We start from the raw sequence: 20,364 nt of genomic DNA on the forward strand, positions 1-20,364 counted from the left end.
TATGGGGAGTGACCCCAAACCGGCCAGCCCCACAGCAGAAGCGTTTCTGCACGCCCCACCACCGACCGCCCCGCCGCCCGGCAACGGCGGGCCGCCCGCACCCCTCCCCGGCCTTGTCGCCGCGAGCGAAGCGAGCAGCAGCAACAAGCCACGGACGGCGGAGGGCGGCAACGGTGGCGCCATGTAAGCCACCTACAGCTGCCGCAAACAGCCGACTACGCCGCCCCGCCTCCCCCGACGTCACCCCCACCCCCGCGCCAGAAAGGACCCCCCATGGACCTCCAGGACACCCCCGCCGAGGCGGCGTTCCGCCGTGGCCTCCGCGACTGGCTCGGGAAGGTGCTGCCCGACCTGCCCCCACCCCCCGACCCGCTCGACTGGCCGGGGCGGCGGGCCTATGACACGGCGTGGCAGCGGCGGTTGTACGACGCGGGGTACGCGGGGGTGCACTGGCCGCGTGAGGTGGGAGGGCAGGGGGCCACCCCGGCCGAGTACCTGATCTTCCTGGAGGAGACCGAGCGGGCCGGGGCGCCGTATGTGGGGGCGAACTTCGTCGGGCTGCTGCACGCCGGGCCGACCATCGCCGCCGAAGGGACGCCCGAGCAGCGGCGCCGCTGGCTTCCCGGGATCCTGAGCGGTGCGGAGGTGTGGTGCCAGGGCTTCAGCGAGCCCGGCGCCGGCTCCGACCTGGCGGCGCTGCGGACCCGTGCCGTCCGCGACGGTGACGACTACGTCGTCAGCGGCAGCAAGTTGTGGACCTCGCACGCCGAAGTGGCGGACTGGTGCGAGTTGCTGGTCCGCACGGATCCCGCCGCGCCCAAGCACCGGGGCATCAGCTGGCTGGTGCTGCCCATGGACGCCCCGGGGGTGACCGTCCGTCCGCTGCGGACGCTGATGGGGACGGCGGAGTTCGCCGAGCTGTTCCTCGACGGGGTGCGGGTGCCGGTGGCGAACCGGGTCGGTGCGGAGAACGACGGCTGGCGGGTGACCATGGTGACCCTGTCGTTCGAACGCGGCACCGCCTTCGCCGGGGAGGTGGTGGCCTGCCGCCGGGCGCTGGTGGAACTGGCCGGACTGGCCCGGCGCAACGGCGCCTGGGAGGACGACCCGGGCCTGCGGCGCTCGCTCGGGCTGCTGGCGGCGCGGTTCGGCGCGCTGTGGCGGCTGGTGCAGTGGAACGTGTCCGAGGCGCAGGGCGGTGGGGTGCCCGGGCCGGGGGCGTCCGTCTTCAAGCTGTGCTTCTCCGAGGCCCGGCAGGAGTTGTACGACCTCGCGGCGGCGGTCCTCGGCTCGGGTGCGCTGGTGCTGGCGGACGGGCAGGGCGACGACTGGACGGCGCAGCGGCTGCAGGGCCTCTCCTACACCATCGCCGCAGGCACGTCGCAGATCCAGCGGAACATCGTGGCCCAGCGGGTGCTGGGGCTGCCCAAGCCGGGGAGGGCTTGATGGACTTTCGCCTGACGGACGACCAGATCGCGCTGCAACTCGGCCTGCGTGAGCTGCTGACGGGACGGTTCGGGCCCGAGCAGCTGCGAACCGCGATGACGGACAGTGAGGAGGGGAGGCTCCCGCTGTGGTCCGAACTCGCCGACGCCGGGCTGTTCTCACTTCGGAAGCCGGAACACCAGGAGGGCGGCCTCGGGCTCGGCCTGGCCGAGGCTGTGCTGGCGTTCGAGGAGGTCGGACGGGCGCTGGTGCCCGGGCCGTTGGTGGCGACCGAACTCGCCACCGTGCATGCCGCGCTCCCGTCGCACCAGGCCGCCGGACTCTGCCGCACCCGGCCCGCCGGACGGGGCCCGCTGCTGGTGGAGCGGCTGCCCGCGCTGGACACGCTGTTGCTGGCGGACACCGTCACCGGGGAGGTGCGGTCGGTGAGTCCGGCTCGGATCCGAGCCCGGAGCAGGCGCGGTGTGGATCCGTTGACGCCGATGTGGGAGCTCGAAGAACCCCTGCCGGCCGCGGAACCGCTGCCGGGCCTGGACGCTCGACGGCTCTGGGCCGAGGGGTCGCTGCTGACGGCCGCGCTGCAGCTGGGTGTGGCGAACCGGACGGTGGCCACCGCCGTCGCCTATGCCGGGCAGCGCGAGCAGTTCGGCCAACCGATCGGTGCGTTCCAGGCGGTGCAGCATCTCTGCGCGGACATGCTGGCGCGGACCGAGCCGGCCCGGGCGGCGGTCAGGGCGGCTGCGGTGTGCGCGGATGCGGGTGTTCGGACGGCGGAGCTGGCCGTGGCGACAGCCGGGGCGAAGCTGCTCGCGGACCAGGCGGCGGTGCGCGGCGCCCGTGACTGTCTGCAGGTGCACGGGGGCATGGGCTTCACCTGGGAGGCCGACGTCCATCTGCTGCTGAAGCGGGCCTGGGTGTACGAGGGGTCCTTCGCCAGCGCGCCGGAGAGCACAGAACTGCTGGCAGAGGATCTGTCCACCGCAGCCGTCGGACACTTGTAGGAAGGGTGGTATCTCTGCGGACGCCCGCCGGTCTCCCAGAATTGCGGCGCTCTTCGGTTACGCTCCGGAGTGTGCGGACGGATCGATGTGCTGGGCCTGCTGAGTGGCCTCGCCGCGTCCGGAACGCCTGGAACATCCAGGGCCGGGGACCAGCAGGGGCAGTATGCACTGCAGTACCGTCCCCATGTTGGAATATGCCCGAAGCGCTTGCTGGAAACAGTGCAGGCAAATCATCCTGGATCAGAAGCGCATCCATGTGCCGTCCGGGGAGCCGGACGGTTCCAGGGGCGCGACTGATCCCGCTAGTACGGGTGGTGTGAGCGGTGCAGGTGCTTCAGGTGCAGATCGCCGTCGAGGCGGATCCGGCCGAGGTCGGACGGGCTCGCAGGTGGACCAGGTCGCGGCTGACCGGATGCGGGTTCGATCCGGACGCGGCAATGGCGGAGGCGTTGGTGCTGGTGGTGTCCGAGCTGGTCACCAACGCCGTGGTGCACACCGGGAATCCGGCTGTGCTGCGCCTGCAGTTCCCGGTCGGCGGGGACGACGCCGACCGCCGCCCGGTCCGGGTCGAGGTCGCGGACGCGAGTGAGCGGCCGCCCCGGCCGAGGCATGCACCGGGTGAGGCGACCAACGGGCGCGGTCTGGAACTGGTGGAGAACCTCTGCGACCGTTGGGGTTGGTACCCGGACGGCGGGGGCAAGCGGGTCTGGTGCGAGATCGAGCGGGAGCCCCGGGAGTGCGGCCCGCCGATGCTCGACGCCGAGGCACTGCTGACGCTGCAACAGCTGCTCGTCGGATGAGTCGGACGAGAGATCTCTGACGGTTCGACGACCGAACGACCGACCGACCGAACGGGGGACGACCGGCGGTGGCAATCGGCACAGAACGAGCGCTCTCCTCCTGGTCGGCGGCCCAGGTGGCCGCCGCCCTGGAGGGCGTCGTCGATCTGGAGCACGGCGGACACGGAGCCCAGGGATCGTGGTTCATGCCGTGGCGGCTGCCGGTAGCGGATCTGGAACTGCACCACCCCTCCCTGGTGCTGCCCGCGATGAGCGCCTGCGGCAGCCGGATCAGGGTGTGGACGGCGGCCCGCGCACTCCTGCTGGACGCCGAGCCGGTGCGACTGGACGGCGGCCCGGAGCTGCCCGGCGTCTGCGACCTGCTCATTGACGACGCGTCGAACCCTGACGATGACGATGACCTCTGGCGGCGGGCCGACCTTGGCTCGGTCGGCGCGGTGTTCGATGACCTGCCGCCCGGGGAGAAGCTGCTGGAGCTGTGGCTGCCGAGTACGGCCCCGGTCCGGGTCCGCGGGCTGCGTGCTCTCGACGGCGCCTCGCTGCTCCCGGCTCCGCCGGACCGCCGCCCCCGGTGGACCGTCTACGGCAGCAGCATCACCCACGGCTTCGCCGTTCCGCCCGCCTCGCCGGCGAGCACCTGGCCGGCCGTCGCGGCCCGGCTGCTCGGACGGAATGTCACCAACCTGGGCTTCGGTGGAGCCTGCCTGCTCGATCCGCTGGTGGCCCGGATGATCGGTGAGCGCACAACTGACCACATCACCCTGGAAATCGGGATAAACGTCCACAATACCGCCGCTCTGCGCGAGCGCACCCTCGCTCCTTCCCTCCATGGATTCCTGGCCACAATCCGGTCACTCCAGCCCCAGGTTCCGATCACCGTTCTCGGCCCGGTGTACGGCGGGGAGCGCGAGGACTCGGCGGTCGCCTGTCGTCTCAACGCGGACGGGAGCGGAGTGGAGGTGGAGGGAGATCTGACGCTGCGCCAGATACGGCGTATTTTCAAAGACACCGTGGATGTTCTGAAAAGGCGCGGTGACAGGGCTCTGACCTGGATGAATGGCTGTGAACTGTTCGGTCGGGAGGATGCGGCGGCGGGCGGCCTGTCGGACGGACTCCATCCGGATGTGCGCTCCCAGTGGCTGATGGGGGAGCGTTTCGCGGGGATCGAGAGCGCTCGCTGAGGGCGCGCGAGCGGGGGTGCGCGGGCCCTGAGCCGGGGGCGTGCAGGGGGAGTGAAGTGCTGAAACAGCCAGTCGATCACTCGTCCGAAAGCGTACGCAACCAATCCGAATTGCGGACAACCCATTGACGTGACGTATCCGTCTGATCACTCTTGGGTTGAGCAATTCGTTGCGAGGGGACGTCGAGGGCGCCGGCGGCAGTAGCCGCATCCGGCTGTCCTTGGCGAGTGCGAATTGTGTCGGCGCTGGTCAGGGCCAATGCGTCGAGGCTGGGTGGCGGGACTCCGTATCGCGCTCGAGGCGAGCACGGCGTCTCGCCACCCATTCGTTGTCCAGCGGGGCCTGCGGCGGCGTTCGTCCCCCCAGCGGTCTGGACCGCGGGGGACCGCCGGGGATCACCGGGGACTGCCCGTCCCCCGGATCCGCTTGTTCTGTTTGTCGGTTGAACCGATGAGCTAGCGAATGGCCACCGGTGCCACCGGCGCTCCGACCGCGCCTGTGAACGGCTCGGGCGGCGCCGTCAGCAGGAATTCGTACACCCCGTCGTCGGCGCACTCCGCCGCCAGCTGCTCCAGATTCCAGTTCTGACCCTGCATCATCCCCATCTCCACCAGGTCCAGCGCATGGACCGGCAGGTACAGACCGTCGACCTCGGGCGGGAAGATCTCAAAGGTGAGGGTGTCATTGGCGACCGCGGCGACGTCCCTGGTGTGGAACCACTCGGGGGTGTGCAGCGACAGCCCGGGGGAGGGGAAGGCGTAGGAGTCGCGGTCGCCGCCCAGGTAGAGCTGGATCTGGCCGGTGCGCACCAGGACCACGTCCCCCGCCCGTACCGTCGTCCGCGCCAACTCCTCGCCGGCGGCCAGGTCCTCGGGGGTGACCGCGTGGTCGCCGGGCAGCCGGTCGACGCCCCGGGCGCGGGCGACGTCCAGCAGTACGCCGCGGCTGACGACCGGCGGGGCCTTCTCCATGCCGCTGTACTCGGCCCCCTCCTGCGCCGTGATCGTGGCCGCCGGGCGGTTGTTGTAGATCCGTCCGCCGTGGCTGACATGGCCCAGGCCGTCCCAGTGGGTGCCGGCCTGCAGGCCCATGGTCACCACGTCGTCGCTGGTGGCGATGGAACCGGGCTCGAACATCTCCCAGTTGAGCGCCACCATGGTGTGCAGCGGGTTGACCCGGCCCTGGATCATCCCGGTCTGCACGCCGTACTGCTGCAGTGGCAGGGCGAGCGGGATGCGGCGGCCGGTGCGCACTGTCGCCGCGGCGGCCCTGACCACCTCCGGGGTGATCAGGTTGAGGGTGCCGATCTCGTCGTCGGCGCCCCAGCGGCCCCAGTTGTTGACGCGCTTGGCGATGTCGCGGAACTCGTCGAAGTCGGTGAGTGCGGGCATGTGCGGCCTCCCCTGCTCTGTTTCTGACAATGCGTCAGGACTGTTGCGCGGCGCGATCCCGTACCTAGAATCTAACGGTCCGTCAGATTCCTGAGGAGGGCTGCGACGTGGGCGAGTTCCTGCACGGCAAGGTGGTGGCGGTGACCGGCGCCGGACGCGGCATCGGACGTGCGGTCGCGCTGGCCTGCGCGGCGGAGGGCGCCAGGGTCGTGGTGAACGACTACGGGGTCGGCATCGAGGGCGGCGACCCGACCAGCGAGGTAGCCGACGGCGTGGTGAAGGAGATCCAGTCGGCCGGGGGAGAAGCCGTCGCCGTCGCCGACGACGTCTCCACCATGGCCGGCGGGGAACGCGTGGTCAGGGTCGCCGTGGACACCTGGGGCAGGCTGGACGGGGCGGTCTGCGTCGCCGGAATCCTGCGCGAGCGGATGCTCTTCAACATGTCCGAGGAGGAGTGGGACCCGGTGCTGGCCACCCACCTCAAGGGCACCTTCACCGTCTTCCGGGCCGCCTCGGCGCTGATGCGCCGTCAGGGCAGCGGCAGACTCATCGGGTTCACCAGCGGCAACCACACCGGGAGCGTCAGCCAGGCCAATTACAGCGCGGCCAAGGGCGGCATCATCTCCCTGGTCCGCAGCGCCGCGCTCGGCCTGCACAAGTACGGGGTCACCGCCAACTGCGTGGCCCCGGTGGCCAGGACCCGGATGTCCGCCAACGTCCCGATGGAACTGAAGGAGATCGGGGAGCCCGAGGACGTCGCCGCGCTGGTCGTCTATCTGCTGTCCGACCGGGCCGCCGACATCACCGGGCAGGTCTACACCGTCGCCGGGCCCAGGATCGCCGTCTGGGCGCAGCCCCGTGAACTCCGCTCCGTGCACGCGGAAGGGGCCGGGGCCGACGGGATCTCCTGGACGCCGCAGCGCATCGCCGACGTGCTCCCCGGTGCGGTCGGCACCGACCCGATGCCGATGCTGGCCCAGCTGGAGGCCATGGCCAAGGCCGCGGCCGCGCAGCAGCGCCCCAACGCCTGAGAGGCCCGCGACCACCCATGGACTTCTCCTTCAGCGCCGCCGACGAGGCGTTCCGCGTCCGCGCCCGCGACTGGCTCGCCGAGCGCCTCGGCGACGGCCGCCCCTTCGCCGATCTGCGCACCGCTCAGCGCTTTGACCCCGACCGCCGCCGCGCCTGGGAGCGCGAACTCGGCAGCGGCGGCTGGATCGGCCTGGGCTGGCCCGAGCCGGCCGGAACCCGGCCCGGTACGGGCGAACCCGCGACTCCCCTCTCCCGCCAGGTCGTCTGGGCCGAGGAGTACGCCCGCGCCGCCGGCCCGGCCCCGCTGGGCATCGTCGGCGAGCAGCTGCTCGCCCCCACCCTGCTTCGGCACGGCAGCGACGACCAGCGCAAACGCTTTCTGCCGCCGATCGCGAGCGGCGAAGAGCTCTGGTGCCAGGGCTACAGCGAACCTGGCGCCGGCTCCGACCTGGCCGCCGTCCGCACCACCGGAACCCTTGCCCCAGACGGGAGTTGGCGGGTCACCGGCCAGAAGACCTGGACCTCGCTGTCCCAGTGGGCCGACTGGTGCTTCGTGCTGGCCCGTACCGAGCCGGGGTCGCAGCGCCACCACGGGCTCAGCCTGCTGCTGCTCCCGATGGACCAGCCGGGACGGATCGAGGTGCGCCCGATCCGGCAGTTGGACGGCGACTCCGAGTTCAGCGAGGTCTTCTTCGACGGGGCCGAGGCCGCCGCGGACCACGTCCTGGGCGAGGCGGGCGACGGCTGGCGGGTCGCCATGGACCTGCTGTCGTTCGAGCGCGGCGTCGGCATGCTGGCCCGACAGATCGGCTACGCCCGGGAGTTGGACGGCGTGCTCGCGCTGGCCCGAGCCTCCGGCGCCGTCGACGACCCGGTGCTGCGCGAGCGGCTCACCCGGCAGTGGGCCGAACTGCACGTCATGCGCTGCAATGCGCTGCGCACCCTGGGGACGGCCGAGCCGGGCACCGCCGCCGTGGCCAAGCTGGTCTGGGGCGGCTGGCACCAGCGGCTCGGCGAACTGTCCCTGCAGGTACAGGGAGCGTCAGCGGCCCTCGGCCGCGGACCGCACCAGGCCGACGCCTATCGGCTGACGCAGAGTCAGCACCGGATGCTCTTCTCCCGCGCCGACACCCTCTACGGCGGCAGCGACCAGATCCAGCGCAACCTCATCGCCGAGCGCGTCCTCGGCCTGCCCCGAGAAAGCAGGACCCGTTCATGAGCGCCACTTCCGGCACACCCACAGCCCCTGACGCCCCACCGACCCGACTGTTCGTCAACGGGGCCTGGCGCGAGGGCGGGGACGGCAGCTACCCGGTCGTCGACCCGTCCACCGAGCGGATCGTCGGCCGGGCCCCGGAGGCCTCGGCCGCCGATGTGGAGGCGGCCGTGGCGGCCGCCAGGGCGGCGTTCGACGGGTGGTCCCGGACCAGCCCGGCCGAGCGCGCCGCCGTCCTGGACCGGATCGCGGACGTCCTGCTCGCCCGCAACGACGACTTCGTCCCGCTGCTGCAGGCCGAGACCGGGGCCACCATCAGGGTGGCCTCGGCGATGCAGGTCCCGGTCGCGGCCGAGCGCTTCCGCCGCTACGCCCGCGGCGCCCTCGAACCGGGCGTCAGCGCCCTGGTCCCGCAGCCGGTGGCCGCAACGCCGCTGGCCGCAGGGGGGTTGACCAGCGCGGTCGCGGCCCGCCGGCCGGTGGGCGTGGTCGGCTGCATCACCTCCTACAACTTCCCCATCGTCAACCTGGCCGGGAAGCTCGCCCCGGCGCTGGCGGCCGGCAACACCGTCGTGGCCAAGCCCGCACCGCAGGACCCGCTGGGCTGCCTCAAGCTGGGCGAGGTCTTCGAGGAGGCCGGGGCGCCGCCCGGGATCTTCAACGTGGTCACCGGCTCCGGCGCGACCACCGGCGCCGCACTGGTCGCCTCCCCGGACGTCGACATGATCAGCTTCACCGGCTCGACCGCGGTCGGCCGCAGGATCGCCGCCGACGGCGGGCACACCATGAAGCGGATGCTGCTGGAGCTCGGCGGCAAGGGCGCGGGCATCGTCCTGGAGGACGCCGACCTGCGGGCCGCGGTCGCCGCCATCGGCTCGGCCTGGTCCTTCCACTCCGGGCAGATCTGCACCGCACCCACCCGGGTGCTGGTCCACGAGTCCCGCCATGACGAGGTGGTGGCCGCCCTGGCCGCCTACGCCGCCGCGCTGACCGTCGGCGACCCGCTGTCGCCCGACACCGTCGTCGGCCCGGTCATCAGCGCGCTGCACCGCGACCGGGTCGAGGGCTATATCGCCGGGGCACTGGCCGAGGGCGCCCGGCTGGTCTGCGGCGGCACCCGCAAGGAGCACGCCGACGGCTTCCCGGTCTTCCCCGACACCGGCTTCTATGTCGCGCCGACCCTGCTCGCCGACGTCACCCCGGCCATGACCATCGCCCGCGAGGAGGTCTTCGGCCCGGTCGTGGTGGTGATCCCGTTCCGGGACGAGGAGGAGGCCATAGCCATCGCCAACTCCACCGAGTTCGGCCTGTACGACTACGTCTTCTCCGCCGACACAGCCCGCGCCTACGCCCTCGCGGCCCGGCTGCGGACCGGCCATGTCGGCATCAACACCGCCCAGCGCAACATGGAGGCCCCCTTCGGCGGCTTCAAGCAGAGCGGTGTCGGCCGCGACGGCGGCTCCTACGGGCTGCAGGCCTACAGCGAGGTCCAGGCCGTCATCTGGGCTTGCTGAGACTGCGCTTCCCGAAAAGAAGGATTGGCAGTCCTAGCAATAGAACTGAGGGGTAGTCACATGAAAGGCGTCATCTTCGACGGCAAGGCGGCCCAGGTCGTGGACGACCTGGAGGTCCGCGACCCCGGTATCGGCGAGGTGCTGGTACGGATCGCCGCCGCCGGGCTCTGTCACAGCGACCTGTCCGTGATCGACGGCACCATCCCCTTCCCGGTCCCGGTCGTGCTCGGCCACGAGGGCGCCGGCACGGTCGAGGCCGTCGGCCCCGGCGTCACCCACGTCCAGCCCGGCGACCATGTGGCGCTGTCCACCCTCGCCAACTGCGGCACCTGCGTCGAGTGCGGGCGGGGGCGGCCCACCATGTGCCGCAAGGCCATCGGCTCCCCCGGCAAGCCCTTCACCCGCCGGTCCGAACCCGGCACCCCCCTCTACAACTTCGCCTCCACCTCGGTCTTCGCCGAACGCACCGTGGTGAAGGCGGTCCAGGCGGTGCGGATCGACCCGGCCATCCCGTTCACCTCCGCCGCGCTGATCGGCTGCGGGGTACTGACCGGGGTGGGCGCGGTGCTCAACCGGGCCCGGGTCGGCATCGGCGACACCGTCGCGGTCATCGGCTGCGGCGGGATCGGCCTCAACGTCATCCAGGGCGCGAGGCTGGCCGGCGCCTCCCGGATCGTCGCGGTGGACGCGGTCGCCGAGAAGGAGGCGGCGGCGCGCGTCTTCGGGGCGACGGACTTCGTGGACGCGCGGGCCGTCACCGACACGGTCGAGGCGGTCAAGGCGCTGCTGCCGGAAGGGGTGGACCACGCCTTCGAGTGCGTCGGGGCAGTGGCTCTGGTCCGCCAGGCCGTGGACCTGCTCAACCGGCACGGGCAGGCGGTGCTGCTGGGGATGACCCGGCCGGAGGCGGAGGCGTCGTTCCGCCCGGCGGAGATGTTCCTGGACAAGTCCATCCTGGGCTGCCGCTACGGGTCGTCCCGACCCCAGGTGGACATCGCGCTCTACGCTTCGCTGTACGGCGAGGGGCGGTTGCTCTTGGACGAACTCGTCACGGAGGTCTTCCCGGTGGACGAGTTCGAGGTCGCGGCGGAGGCTACGCACGGCGGGAAGGTGGCTCGGGCGGTACTCGCGTTCTGACCGTCGGTGGTGGTTCCTGTTCGCGCAGTTCCCCGCGCCCCTGGGGGTAGGGGCGCGGGGAACTGCGCGAACAACCATGCACCACCCGCACCGTCCAACGCCCCCGGTGGCAGAATATTGGCGGACACTGTCATTCCAGCCACTCGAAACCGCTTGCGACGCCCACGAGAATCATGGCTGTGACCGATCAGCAGACAGCCCCCGCCGCCACCACGACCGCCGCCACACCCCGTACCCCACGCCTGCACTATGCGTGGATCATCGCCGCGGTCTGCCTGCTCGTCCTGCTCGGCGCAGCCGGTTTCCGGTCCACGCCGGCGCTGCTCATGGAGCCGCTGAACACGGAGTTCGGCTGGTCGCACGGCGTCATCTCGGCCGCCGTCTCGGTCAACATGGTGCTCAACGGCCTGACCGCGCCCTTCGCCGCCGCGCTGATGGACCGCTTCGGCATCCGCAGGGTCGCCGCCGTCGCGCTGACCATGATGGCGGTCGGCGCCGGAGCGACCGTGTACATGGACGCGCCCTGGCAGATGATGCTGTGCTGGGGCGTCCTGGTCGGCATCGGCAGCGGGTCCATGGCGCTGGCCTTCACCGCGACCATCACCGGCCGCTGGTTCCTGGCCCGGCGCGGGCTGGTCACCGGCGTGCTGACGGCCGCCAGCGCCGCCGGGAACCTGGTCTTCCTGCCCATCCTGGCCTGGCTGATCAGCGCCTACGGCTGGCGCAGCGCCTCCCTCACCGTCGGCTGCTGCTCGCTCGCGGTCGTCCCGATCGTGCTGATGCTGCTCCGCGAGCGCCCGTCCGACCTTGGCCTGCTGCCCTACGGGCAGACCGCGCCCGACCCGGACCAACCCGTCGCCGCTGCCGCGGAACCCAAGGGGCTGCGGGCGCTGCGGCTGCTCCGCCAGGCCGCCCGGACCAGGCCGTTCTGGTTGCTGGCCGGGTCCTTCGCGATCTGCGGGGCGACCACCAACGGCCTGGTCGGGACGCACTTCATCCCGGCAGCCGGTGACCACGGCATGGTGGAGACCACGGCCGCGAGCCTGCTCGCCCTGGTCGGGGTGTTCGACGTGGTCGGCACGGTCTTCTCGGGCTGGCTGACCGACCGTCTGGACTCCCGCAAGCTGCTGGGCGCGTACTACCTGCTGCGCGGCGCCTCGCTGCTGTTCCTGCCGGCGCTGTTCGCCCGTACCGTGCACCCCAGCATGGTGGTCTTCATCGTGTTCTACGGCCTGGACTGGGTCGCCACGGTGCCGCCGACCATCGCCCTGTGCCGGGAGTGGTTCGGCGAGGACGCGCCGATCGTCTTCGGCTGGGTGTTCTGCGGCCATCAGGTCGGCGCGGCCCTGGTCGCCTTCGGCGCCGGGATGGTCCGGGACCAGCTGGGCAGCTACGACGCGGCCTGGTACGGCGCGGGCGCGCTGTGCGTGATCGCGGCGAGCTGCGCCCTGCTGCTCCGCAGCAAGCCGTCGCTCCCGCCGGCAACTGTCCCGCTCACGGCGTGAGTTCGCCGAAGCCGCCGCGGTAGAAGAGCAGCGGCCCGACGTCGGCCCGCCCCACCGACAGCTCGCAGACCCGTCCGAGGACGATCAGATGGTCGCCGCCGACGTGCACGGCGTGGATGGTGCAGTCGATCCAGGCCAGCGCGTCGGCTATGCGCGGCGCCCCGGTGCCGGGAGAGGGGCTCCACTCCACGCCGGCGAACTTGTCGGCGCCGGAGGCGCTGCTCACCGCGAAGGTGCGGCAGAGCCCGCCCTGGTCGGCGGCGAGGACGCTCACGCAGAAGCTGCCCGCGTGGGCGATCCTGGGCCAGGAGGCCGAGGTCCGGGCGACGTTGAAGCTCACCAGCGGTGGGTCCAGCGACAGCGAGGAGAAGGACTGGCAGGCGAAGCCGGCCGGCGTGTCGTCCGCGGCCAGGGCGCTGATCACGGTGACGCCGGTGCAGAAGTGGCCCAGTACGGAGCGCATCAGCAGCGGGTCGGCGACCGCGTCGGGCAGGCGCTCGTCCGGCCCCACGGCGCGCAGCGGCGGTACGGCGGGCACCACGGGATCCGCCTCGGCCGGCAGTGCGGCTGACGCGCGGAGGTACCGGATGGCGGCGACCGCCATGCCCTCGTGGCCCATTGCTGCCTCGCAGAGGTCTCGTCCCAGAACGGGGGTTCCGGTCTCCATTGAACCTGACGGATCGTCAGATGAGAAGGGTGACTTTACCCCTTGACGGCGATGATCAGGCGCTGCGTAGTGTGGGCGTGCGGTTCTGGGGAGAACCGGGCGAGGGGTACAGGAATGAACCAGCAGGTCAAGCGATGGATACAGGCGCTGGGCGCGGTGTTCGGGGTGCTGTTGCTCCTCGGCGCCGACGACCTGTACGCCAGCGGGGTCCTCTCGCAGACCAACGGGGGCCCGGGCGGATCACAGCCGGTGCTCTGGGATCTGGCGCTGGGACGGTTGCCCCGCATCGCCGTCGAGACGGTCGTCGTGCTGGCCCTGCTCGCGTTGGCGCGGCTGGTGAGCCGTCGGCTGCTGCACGGGCGCTTCGCGATCGCAGTGGCGGTCCTGCTGCTCCTGCTCGCCTCGTACCTCGACGTCTGGTACCAGTTCGGGGGTAACGGCTCCCTCGGCGGGCCGGGACTGGCCTGGGGCCTGACCAACGATCTGGACAGCGCCGCCGTCCCCATGATCGCCGGGGCCTGGCTGCTCTGGGGCCGACGCGCGAAGCCGAAGACCGACCTGATCGCCACCGCCGTGCCTGGGGTCTGGGACGGCGGCGGCAGCGTGCTCCGGTTCGAACCGGACGGGGTGTTCACCCTCACCCGGGGCAGCCTGGTCTCCGTCGCCGGGCTGTGGGAGCCGGGCCCGGACGCGCAGCCGCAGATCGTGCTGAAGGTCGACTCGTCCACCGATCTGGGCCACGGCTGGCAGGCGACCCTGCTCGACCTGGAGCTGCGCGGGCACACGGCGCGGCTGCACTCCGGGATGGGGGTGTCCTACCTGCGCCGTGAGCCCGAGCTGGTGCTTGCCGACAACGCCGGCTACCTCGGCGCCGTCGAGGTGCTGGAGGCCTGACGGGTTCACCCCCCCGCGGATCACCTCCCCTGGAACCGCGGCGGTCGCCGCTCGACGAAGGCCCGTACCCCCTCCGGTGCGTCCAGCGTGGTCATATTGATCTCCTGTGCGGTCGCCTCAGCCGCGAAGGCCGTCGCCCGGTCCGACTCCAGCGATGCGTTGACCAGCCGTTTGGTCATCGCCAGGGCCCGGGTGGGCCCGGCCGCCAGCCGCTCGGCCCAGTCCCGCGCGGTCTTCTCCAACTCCTCGGCCGGGACGACCAGGTTGACCAGCCCCATCCGCTCCGCGTCCGCGGCCGACAGCTTGTCACCGAAGAACAGCAGCTCCTTGGCCCGCTGCGGGCCGACCAGCCGCGGCAGCAGATAGGCCCCGCCGCCGTCCGGGACCAGACCGCGCCGTACGAAAGCCTCGACAAAGCTCGCCTGATCGCTCGCCAGGACCAGGTCGCAGGCCAGCGCCAGGTGTACGCCGACACCCGCCGCGGTGCCGTTCACCGCCGCCAGGACCGGCTTCTCGCAGTCCAGCACCGCCGCGACCATGCGCTGCACCCCGTTCCGCAGCATCCGCTCGACATCGCCGGGCACCGGCGGCCCCGCAGCGGGGGCACCGGACCGCAGGTCCGCGCCGGAGCAGAAGCCCCGCCCCGCGCCGGTCAGCACCACCGCCCGGACGGACGGGTCGGCGGAGGCGCCGGCCAGCTCGGTGATCAGCAGTTCGCGCAGCTCGGCGGTGATCGCGTTCAGCGTCTCGGGCCGGTTCAGGGTCAGCCACAGCACCCCGCCCTCACGGGTGACCAGCAGCGGGCCGCTCACCGGCACACCGCCAGCGCGTCCAGGGCGACCACGCCCTTGCCGCGCTCCAGCACCATCAGCGGGTTGATGTCCAGCTCGGCCAGCTCGCCGTCCAGCTCGACGGCCATCCGCTGCACCCGCAGCACCGCCTCCACCAGGGCGTCCACATCCATCGGCGGGCCGCCGCGCACCCCGTCCAGCAGCGGTCGGCAGCGCAGCCGGTCCAGTGCGGCCCTGACGTCGAGACAGTCGAACGGCGGCACCATCACGGCTGTGTCCGCCAGCACCTCCACCAGCACGCCGCCCATGCCGACGGTCACGGTCGGGCCGAAGGTGGGGTCCTGGGTGACGCCAATGACCATCTCCACCCCGGCCTCGACCATCTGGCACACCAGCACGCCCTCCAGCCGGGGGATCCCGGCCGCCCGGGCATTGTCGACGAGCTCGCGGAACGCCTCCCGGACCTGGCTGGCCGAGGTCAACCCGATGTGCACCAGCCCGAGTTCGGTCTTGTGGGCGACCTCGGGAGCCGAGCCCTTCAGCACCACCGGATAGCCCACCACCCCGGCCGCCCGCACCGCCCCGGCCGCGCTGGTGACCAGCTGCTCGCGCGGCACCCGCAGGCCGTAGGAGCGGAGCAGCTGCTTCGCCGCCACCTCGCTCAGCTGCTGCCCGGGCCGCAGCACCCGCTGCGCCTTGACCTTGCCCGCACAGGGTGTCCGCGGCGCGTGCTCGAACGGGCTGCGGTAGCCGGCCACGAAACGGTGGTGCTCCAGATAGGTGGCGACCGCCCGCACGCAGTTGCCGAAGGTGCGGAAGGTGGCGACCCGGGAGGAGCCGAGCAGGGTCTGCCGGTACGCGGCCTCGGTGCCGTCCGGGGAGCCCCAGACCACGCAGACCAGCTTGTCGGTGGTCTCGGCGACCTCGACCAGGTCCTGTGCCAGCTTGTCGCTCATCGGCGGGAACGGCCCGGTGATCGGGCAGATCAGCACGCCCACCGACGGGTCGGCCAGGATCGCGTCCAGGATCCTCCGGCCGCGCCAGTCGCCGACCGGATGGCCGCCGTTGTCGATCGGGTTGGCGACGCTGAGGTACTCCGGTATCCACTGGTGCAGCTCGTCCTGCTTCTGCTGCGAGAGCTGGGGCATCGTCAGGCCGGCCATCGAGGCCAGGTCGGCGAGGTGCGCGCCGGTCCCGCCGGAGATGGAGTAGACGGCGACCCCGTCGGCCTGAGGCGGCCTGGCCCGGGCCAGCAGCGCGGCGGTGTCCTGGAGCTCGTCCAGGCCGTCCACCCGGATCACCCCGAACTGCCGGAAGGCCGCGTCCACCACGTCGTCCGCGCCGGTGAGCTTGCCGGTGTGGGAGGCCGCCATCCGGGCGCCCTCCTGGGTCCGGCCGACCTTCACGGCCACCACCGGGACGCCGCGCCGCGCGGCGTGGTCGGCGGCGAGCAGGAAGGCGCGGCCGTCCTTGAGACCCTCGATGTAGGCGGCGATGGCGCCGACCTCGGGCTGGTCGGCGAACCAGCGGACGAAGTCGGCGACCTCCAGGTCGGCCTCGTTGCCGGTGGGGGCCCAGTGGCTGAGCCGGATGCCGAGGGACTGCAGCGAGAACAGCGGGCGGCCCTGGTGGCCGCTCTGGGTGATCAGCGCGATGGCCGGCCCGGTCAGGTCGTCACGGAAGCGCTCGAAGGCGTTGAGGTTGGTGTTGGGGCCGAGCAGCCGCAGCCCGGTGGGCGCCTCGGCGATCAGCCGGGCCAGCCGCTGCTGCGCCTCGGCGCCCTCGGCGCCGGTCTCGGCGAAGCCGGAGGCGAAGGCCACGGCGAACTTCACCTTGGCCTCGATCAGCTGGGGCACCACCGGCACGGGGTCGGCGAGCAGGATCACCGCCAGGTCGACCGGCTCCCCGCCGGCGACCGGCACCGAGGCCAGGTCCGGATAGCAGGGCTGCCCGTCCACCTCGGCCCGGCCCGGGTTGACCGGGTACATCCGCGCCCCGACCCGCTCGGCCCAGGCCGCCAGTTGCCGGGTGATGCCGGTGTTGGGCCGCCCCGGGGTGTCCGAGGCGCCGATCACCGCCACGCTCGACGGGCGGAAGAAGGCGTCGAGGTCGACCGGGCGCGAGCGCACCGGGCGGCCGCCGACGTCGGTCTCGTCGTCCGGGTCCAGCATGGCGGTGCCTCCGTTCCCTATATCTGACGTGCCATCAGATTACTGGCAGGAAACGCTTGCTGGAAGAGGTCGGCAGGGACCGCGGCTCTTGCGCCCAGCTCATCGCATGCGCTGAACTGACGGGATGTCAGAAACTGAGGAGAGGCTGTGACCCCGACCGACCGCCCGGAGCCCGACGCCTTCACCCGCCCCTACTGGGAGGCGGCCGCGCAGGGGCGGCTGCTGCTGCGCCGCTGCGCCTCCTGCGGCCGGGCGCACCACTACCCCCGCGAGTTCTGCCCCTACTGCTGGAGCGAGGACGTCTCCTGGGAGCAGGCATCCGGCGACGCCGTCCTCTACACCTGGTCCGTGGTGCACGCCAACGACCTGCCGCCGTTCCGCGACCGGCTGCCCTATGTCGCCGCCGTCGTGGACCTCGCCGAGGGGCCCCGGATGATGACGACGGTGGTCGGCTGCGATCCCGCGACGCTGAGCGTGGGCATGGCGTTGCATGTGAGCTCGCCCACAGGCGAGCCCGGGGACACGCCGGATCCGGCGCCGCTCGCCGCGCCCGTTTTTGTCCCGCTCCGGGATCGATGACGCAACGTCAGCGGGACGTAATACGGGGGGTGGGACTGCCGGTGAACGTGTGAGGGCCTCGTGACGACGACGCTGTGGCTCCTGTGTCCCATCACTCGATGGGGGTACCGTGACGCTGGAGACGGCTGCGCAAACAGGTGCGGCCGACAGCGTCACAAGGAGTGACCAGGAGCTACCCGCCGCCCCCAGGGCCCCACCCGTACGCGCCCCCGATCCCGCGAGGAACAAACGTCCATGTCGAGTTACGCCCGCCCCGGCTCCGACCCGTACCAGCGAGGCTCCGCCGGAGCTGCGCCAGGCACGGACAGTGACGGCGGATACGGCGTCAGCTACGACGGCTCCTACGGACAGCAGGGCGGCTACGGGCAGCAGCGCTACTACGGGGACGCCGGCTACGCCGACACCCGCTACGCCGACACCGGCTATGCGGACACTGCCTACGCGGACACGGCCTACCGGGATGTCAGCTACGCCGAACGTGCGTTCCCCGGCCCCGCGTACACCGACCCTGGCCCCGGCTCCGCCGACACACGCTTCGCCGACGCCGCGTTCCCGAGCTCCGGGTTCGCCGACTCCGGGTTCTCCGACTCGGGCTTCATCGATTCCGCCTACGGCGACTACACAGCCCCGGCCGCCCCCCGCCCCCGTACCGAGCCCCCCCGCACCGGCGGCCGGGTCGCGGCCCGTGCCGCCGCCAGGGCCCGGGCCCGCCGCAGGCGCCGGGTCCGCAACGGCTTCCTCGGGGTCGGCTCGGTGGCCGCCGTCGCGGTCATCGCCATGGCCGGCCTGGTGCACCCCAACACCGCGAAGACGGCCACCGCCGCCATCGCCCAGACCAGCGCGCCGGTGACCACCAGCCAGCGCAGCAACCCGGCCGACACCTCCCGTTCCACCAACCGGGCGACCCCCGCGGCCGCGCTCGCCCAGCTCCCCGGCCTCGGCGCGAGCTTCCGCAAGCAGATCCCCGCCAACGCCCAGCAGGTCCTGCTGGTGTCCGGCACCGGCAAGAACGCCAGCACCGGCACCGCCACCCTCTACACCCGCACCGCCGACGGCAGCTGGCTGGCGGGTACGGCCTGGCCCTCCCACAACGCCCTGGACGGCTGGACCACCCACCACATGGAGGGTGACCTGCACAGCCCGATCGGCGTCTACTCGCTCACCGACGCCGGCGGCCTGGACGCCAACCCGGGCACCAAGCTCCCCTACATCCACTCCTCGGCCTTCAAGGCCCTGGGCACCGGCTTCGAGGGCGAGTCGCTGGCCGACGCCTTCGACTACGTGGTCGCCATCAACTACAACCACGTAGCCGGGACCAGTCCGCTCTCCGCCGAGCGCCCGCTCGGTGCGAACCGCGGCGGCGGCATCTGGGTCCACGTCGACCACGGCGGCCCGACCCACGGCTGCGTCAGCCTGGCCAAGGCGGACATGGCCATACTGCTCAAGGACCTGGACCCGTCCAAGCACCCCGTCATCGTGATGGGCGACGCGGCCTCGCTCGCCGCCTGACCCTGCCGGGGAGGCGCCTGACTCTGCCGGGGAGGCCAGTCGCCGTACGGAACTTGTCCGGCCCCTACAGCATCCCCCCTCGGATACTGTCCCAGGCAGTGCCCGGTGACCGGTCGGTAACCGGCTTGAGTGGAGACATGACTGGTTCCCGCATCGTCGCGCTCGGCCACTACCAGCCGCCGAAGGTCCTCACCAACGACGACCTCGCCAAACTGGTGGACACCGACGACGAGTGGATCCGCAGCCGCGTCGGCATCCGCACCCGCCACATCGCCGAGGGCGAGAGCGTCACCGACCTGGCCTTTCGGGCTGCCGAGAAGGCCCTGGCCACCAGCGGCTTCGACGCGTCCACGATCGACCTGGTCGTCGTCGCCACCTGTACCGCCATCGACCGCAGCCCGAACACGGCCGCGCAGGTGGCCGCCCGCCTGGGCATCGCCGCCCCGGCGGCCTACGACATCAACACCGTCTGCTCGGGCTTCTCCTACGCCCTGGCCACCGCGGACCACGCGATCCGCGCCGGCGCGGCGACCCGCGCGCTGGTCATCGGAGCGGAGAAGATGACCGACGTGCTCGACTGGACCGACCGCAGCACCTGCGTGATCTTCGGCGACGGCGCCGGCGCCGCAGTGGTGGAGGCATCCGAGGAGGCCGGAATCGGCCCGGTCGTCTGGGGCTCCGACCCGTCCAAGAGCGACGCGGTCCGCATCGACGGCTGGGACCCCACGATCACCCAGCAGGGGCAGGCGGTGTTCCGCTGGGCCACCACCCAGATCGCCCCGCTGGCCGCCCAGGCCTGCGAGAAGGCCGGCATCGCCCCCGCCGACCTGGAGGGCTTCGTCCCGCACCAGGCCAACCTGCGCATCATCGACGCCATCGCCGCGAAGATCGGCGCGCCCAACGCGGTCGTCGCCCGCGACGTCGTCGACTCCGGCAACACCTCCGCCGCCTCCATCCCGCTGGCCCTCTCCAAACTGGTCGAACGCGGCGAGCTGCGCTCCGGCGCGCCCGTGCTGCTGCTCGGCTTCGGCGGCGGCCTCGCCTACGCAGGCCAGGTCGTCCGCTGCCCCTGACGGGGTCGCACGGATGCACGGACCGCGCTGGTAGCGCCGCACGCCTGCAACGGCAACGCCCGTGCCGCGACCTCGCCCACCGTCTCCCGGGCTCCGCCCGGAAAGAAGGCGCTTCGCGCCGGCAACTGGGGCGGGGGTGGGCTGCTCCGGCGCGGAGCGTGCGGCGGTGGGCGGGGGTGGCGCTCCACGCGTGCAACGGCAGCGTGCGGTGGGGCGAGTTGCCCGCCGTCTCCCGGGCTCGCGCCCGGACAGAAGCGGCTTCGCCGCGCGACAAGGGCCGGGGGCGGCCCGGGTCCGGCGCGGAGCGTGCGGGGGGGCGCGGGGCTGGCCGAGTTCACCGTTTTGGGGTCACTCGACCTACTTTGGGGATGCTCCTATAGATGTCAAGTGGGTTGGGTGGGTTCGGGTTGGGGTGTGTTGTGGCTGGTCAGGGCGTGGTAGACCTCGCGGGCGATGA

Annotated in this window: 17 protein-coding genes; 13 read left to right on the forward strand and 4 right to left on the reverse strand. The window is 72.1% G+C overall.

Annotated features, from left to right (window positions below; genetic code table 11):
* Nucleotides 1–273 precede the first annotated feature (273 nt).
* The 4 genes from ABH941_RS22795 (at nucleotide 274) to ABH941_RS22810 (ending at nucleotide 4,428) form a co-directional block, all read left to right on the forward strand.
* Complete coding sequence (locus ABH941_RS22795) at nucleotides 274–1,446, forward strand: acyl-CoA dehydrogenase family protein (protein WP_370131264.1); 1,173 nt, start codon at nucleotides 274–276, stop codon at nucleotides 1,444–1,446.
* A complete protein-coding gene (locus tag ABH941_RS22800; RefSeq protein ID WP_370131265.1) occupies nucleotides 1,446–2,447 on the forward strand; it encodes an acyl-CoA dehydrogenase family protein in 1,002 nt (333 codons plus the stop codon). Before ABH941_RS22795 ends, ABH941_RS22800 begins: the two co-directional genes overlap by 1 nt.
* Before the next feature lie 323 nt (nucleotides 2,448–2,770).
* Nucleotides 2,771–3,247: an ATP-binding protein gene (locus ABH941_RS22805; RefSeq protein WP_370131266.1), complete on the forward strand. Its 477-nt coding sequence runs from the start codon at nucleotides 2,771–2,773 to the stop codon at nucleotides 3,245–3,247.
* Nucleotides 3,248–3,315: 68 nt separating this feature from the next.
* Nucleotides 3,316–4,428, forward strand: coding sequence for an SGNH/GDSL hydrolase family protein (locus ABH941_RS22810; protein WP_370131267.1), 1,113 nt, complete (start codon nucleotides 3,316–3,318; stop codon nucleotides 4,426–4,428).
* A 455-nt stretch (nucleotides 4,429–4,883) separates the two neighbouring features.
* Here ABH941_RS22810 and ABH941_RS22815 read toward each other — a convergent pair whose 3' ends face one another.
* Complete coding sequence (locus tag ABH941_RS22815; RefSeq protein WP_370131268.1) at nucleotides 4,884–5,819, reverse strand: cyclase family protein; 936 nt, start codon at nucleotides 5,817–5,819, stop codon at nucleotides 4,884–4,886.
* Between the two features lie 107 nt (nucleotides 5,820–5,926).
* On the opposite strand from ABH941_RS22815, the gene ABH941_RS22820 reads away from it, so the two are divergent.
* The 5 genes from ABH941_RS22820 (at nucleotide 5,927) to ABH941_RS22840 (ending at nucleotide 12,223) form a co-directional block, all read left to right on the forward strand.
* On the forward strand, nucleotides 5,927–6,850 hold the full coding sequence (locus ABH941_RS22820; RefSeq protein WP_370131269.1) for an SDR family oxidoreductase: 924 nt from the start codon (nucleotides 5,927–5,929) through the stop codon (nucleotides 6,848–6,850).
* A 17-nt stretch (nucleotides 6,851–6,867) separates the two neighbouring features.
* Nucleotides 6,868–8,070, forward strand: a complete 1,203-nt coding sequence (locus ABH941_RS22825; protein ID WP_370131270.1) for an acyl-CoA dehydrogenase family protein — start codon at nucleotides 6,868–6,870, stop codon at nucleotides 8,068–8,070.
* Complete coding sequence (locus ABH941_RS22830; RefSeq protein ID WP_370131271.1) at nucleotides 8,067–9,581, forward strand: aldehyde dehydrogenase family protein; 1,515 nt, start codon at nucleotides 8,067–8,069, stop codon at nucleotides 9,579–9,581. Before ABH941_RS22825 ends, ABH941_RS22830 begins: the two co-directional genes overlap by 4 nt.
* Before the next feature lie 60 nt (nucleotides 9,582–9,641).
* The gene (locus tag ABH941_RS22835; RefSeq protein WP_370131272.1) at nucleotides 9,642–10,718 is read left to right on the forward strand and encodes a Zn-dependent alcohol dehydrogenase; all 1,077 of its coding nucleotides are present in this window, start codon (nucleotides 9,642–9,644) and stop codon (nucleotides 10,716–10,718) included.
* Between the two features lie 173 nt (nucleotides 10,719–10,891).
* Complete coding sequence (locus tag ABH941_RS22840) at nucleotides 10,892–12,223, forward strand: MFS transporter (protein WP_370131273.1); 1,332 nt, start codon at nucleotides 10,892–10,894, stop codon at nucleotides 12,221–12,223.
* On the opposite strand, the gene ABH941_RS22845 is transcribed toward ABH941_RS22840, so the two are convergent.
* Entirely contained in the window at nucleotides 12,213–12,842 is a 630-nt protein-coding gene (locus ABH941_RS22845; protein ID WP_370131290.1) for a flavin reductase family protein, read from the reverse strand. The two genes, ABH941_RS22840 and ABH941_RS22845, sit on opposite strands and share 11 nt — an antisense overlap.
* Before the next feature lie 162 nt (nucleotides 12,843–13,004).
* Between ABH941_RS22845 and ABH941_RS22850 the strand changes: the two genes are divergently transcribed.
* The gene (locus ABH941_RS22850; protein ID WP_370131274.1) at nucleotides 13,005–13,784 is read left to right on the forward strand and encodes a hypothetical protein; all 780 of its coding nucleotides are present in this window, start codon (nucleotides 13,005–13,007) and stop codon (nucleotides 13,782–13,784) included.
* A 20-nt stretch (nucleotides 13,785–13,804) separates the two neighbouring features.
* Here the strand turns inward: ABH941_RS22850 and ABH941_RS22855 are convergent, their stop codons facing one another.
* The gene (locus ABH941_RS22855; protein WP_370131275.1) at nucleotides 13,805–14,596 is read right to left on the reverse strand and encodes an enoyl-CoA hydratase/isomerase family protein; all 792 of its coding nucleotides are present in this window, start codon (nucleotides 14,594–14,596) and stop codon (nucleotides 13,805–13,807) included.
* Entirely contained in the window at nucleotides 14,593–16,746 is a 2,154-nt protein-coding gene (locus ABH941_RS22860) for an acetate--CoA ligase family protein (protein WP_370131276.1), read from the reverse strand. The genes ABH941_RS22855 and ABH941_RS22860 overlap by 4 nt, the downstream gene beginning before the upstream one ends.
* A 147-nt stretch (nucleotides 16,747–16,893) precedes the next feature.
* On the opposite strand from ABH941_RS22860, the gene ABH941_RS22865 reads away from it, so the two are divergent.
* From ABH941_RS22865 to ABH941_RS22875, 3 genes are all read left to right on the forward strand, one after another.
* Entirely contained in the window at nucleotides 16,894–17,325 is a 432-nt protein-coding gene (locus ABH941_RS22865; protein WP_370131277.1) for a Zn-ribbon domain-containing OB-fold protein, read from the forward strand.
* 234 nt (nucleotides 17,326–17,559) lie between these two features.
* Entirely contained in the window at nucleotides 17,560–18,834 is a 1,275-nt protein-coding gene (locus ABH941_RS22870) for a hypothetical protein (protein WP_370131278.1), read from the forward strand.
* 137 nt (nucleotides 18,835–18,971) lie between these two features.
* Nucleotides 18,972–19,907 (forward strand): beta-ketoacyl-ACP synthase III, encoded by a 936-nt coding sequence (locus ABH941_RS22875; RefSeq protein ID WP_370131279.1) that lies wholly within the window; start codon nucleotides 18,972–18,974, stop codon nucleotides 19,905–19,907.
* Nucleotides 19,908–20,364: the final 457 nt, after the last annotated feature.

This window comes from Streptacidiphilus sp. EB103A, assembly GCF_041261405.1.
GTDB lineage: Bacteria > Actinomycetota > Actinomycetes > Streptomycetales > Streptomycetaceae > Streptacidiphilus.

Coding starts and splice junctions, on each gene's coding strand:
- ABH941_RS22795 (WP_370131264.1), top strand. CDS start 274: ATGGACCTCCAGGACACCCCCGCCGAGGCGGCGTTCCGCCGTGGCCTC.
- ABH941_RS22800 (WP_370131265.1), top strand. CDS start 1,446: ATGGACTTTCGCCTGACGGACGACCAGATCGCGCTGCAACTCGGCCTG.
- ABH941_RS22815 (WP_370131268.1), bottom strand. CDS start 5,819: ATGCCCGCACTCACCGACTTCGACGAGTTCCGCGACATCGCCAAGCGC.
- ABH941_RS22825 (WP_370131270.1), top strand. CDS start 6,868: ATGGACTTCTCCTTCAGCGCCGCCGACGAGGCGTTCCGCGTCCGCGCC.
- ABH941_RS22830 (WP_370131271.1), top strand. CDS start 8,067: ATGAGCGCCACTTCCGGCACACCCACAGCCCCTGACGCCCCACCGACC.
- ABH941_RS22835 (WP_370131272.1), top strand. CDS start 9,642: ATGAAAGGCGTCATCTTCGACGGCAAGGCGGCCCAGGTCGTGGACGAC.
- ABH941_RS22840 (WP_370131273.1), top strand. CDS start 10,892: ATGGCTGTGACCGATCAGCAGACAGCCCCCGCCGCCACCACGACCGCC.
- ABH941_RS22845 (WP_370131290.1), bottom strand. CDS start 12,842: ATGGGCCACGAGGGCATGGCGGTCGCCGCCATCCGGTACCTCCGCGCG.
- ABH941_RS22850 (WP_370131274.1), top strand. CDS start 13,005: ATGAACCAGCAGGTCAAGCGATGGATACAGGCGCTGGGCGCGGTGTTC.
- ABH941_RS22860 (WP_370131276.1), bottom strand. CDS start 16,746: ATGCTGGACCCGGACGACGAGACCGACGTCGGCGGCCGCCCGGTGCGC.
- ABH941_RS22870 (WP_370131278.1), top strand. CDS start 17,560: ATGTCGAGTTACGCCCGCCCCGGCTCCGACCCGTACCAGCGAGGCTCC.
- ABH941_RS22875 (WP_370131279.1), top strand. CDS start 18,972: ATGACTGGTTCCCGCATCGTCGCGCTCGGCCACTACCAGCCGCCGAAG.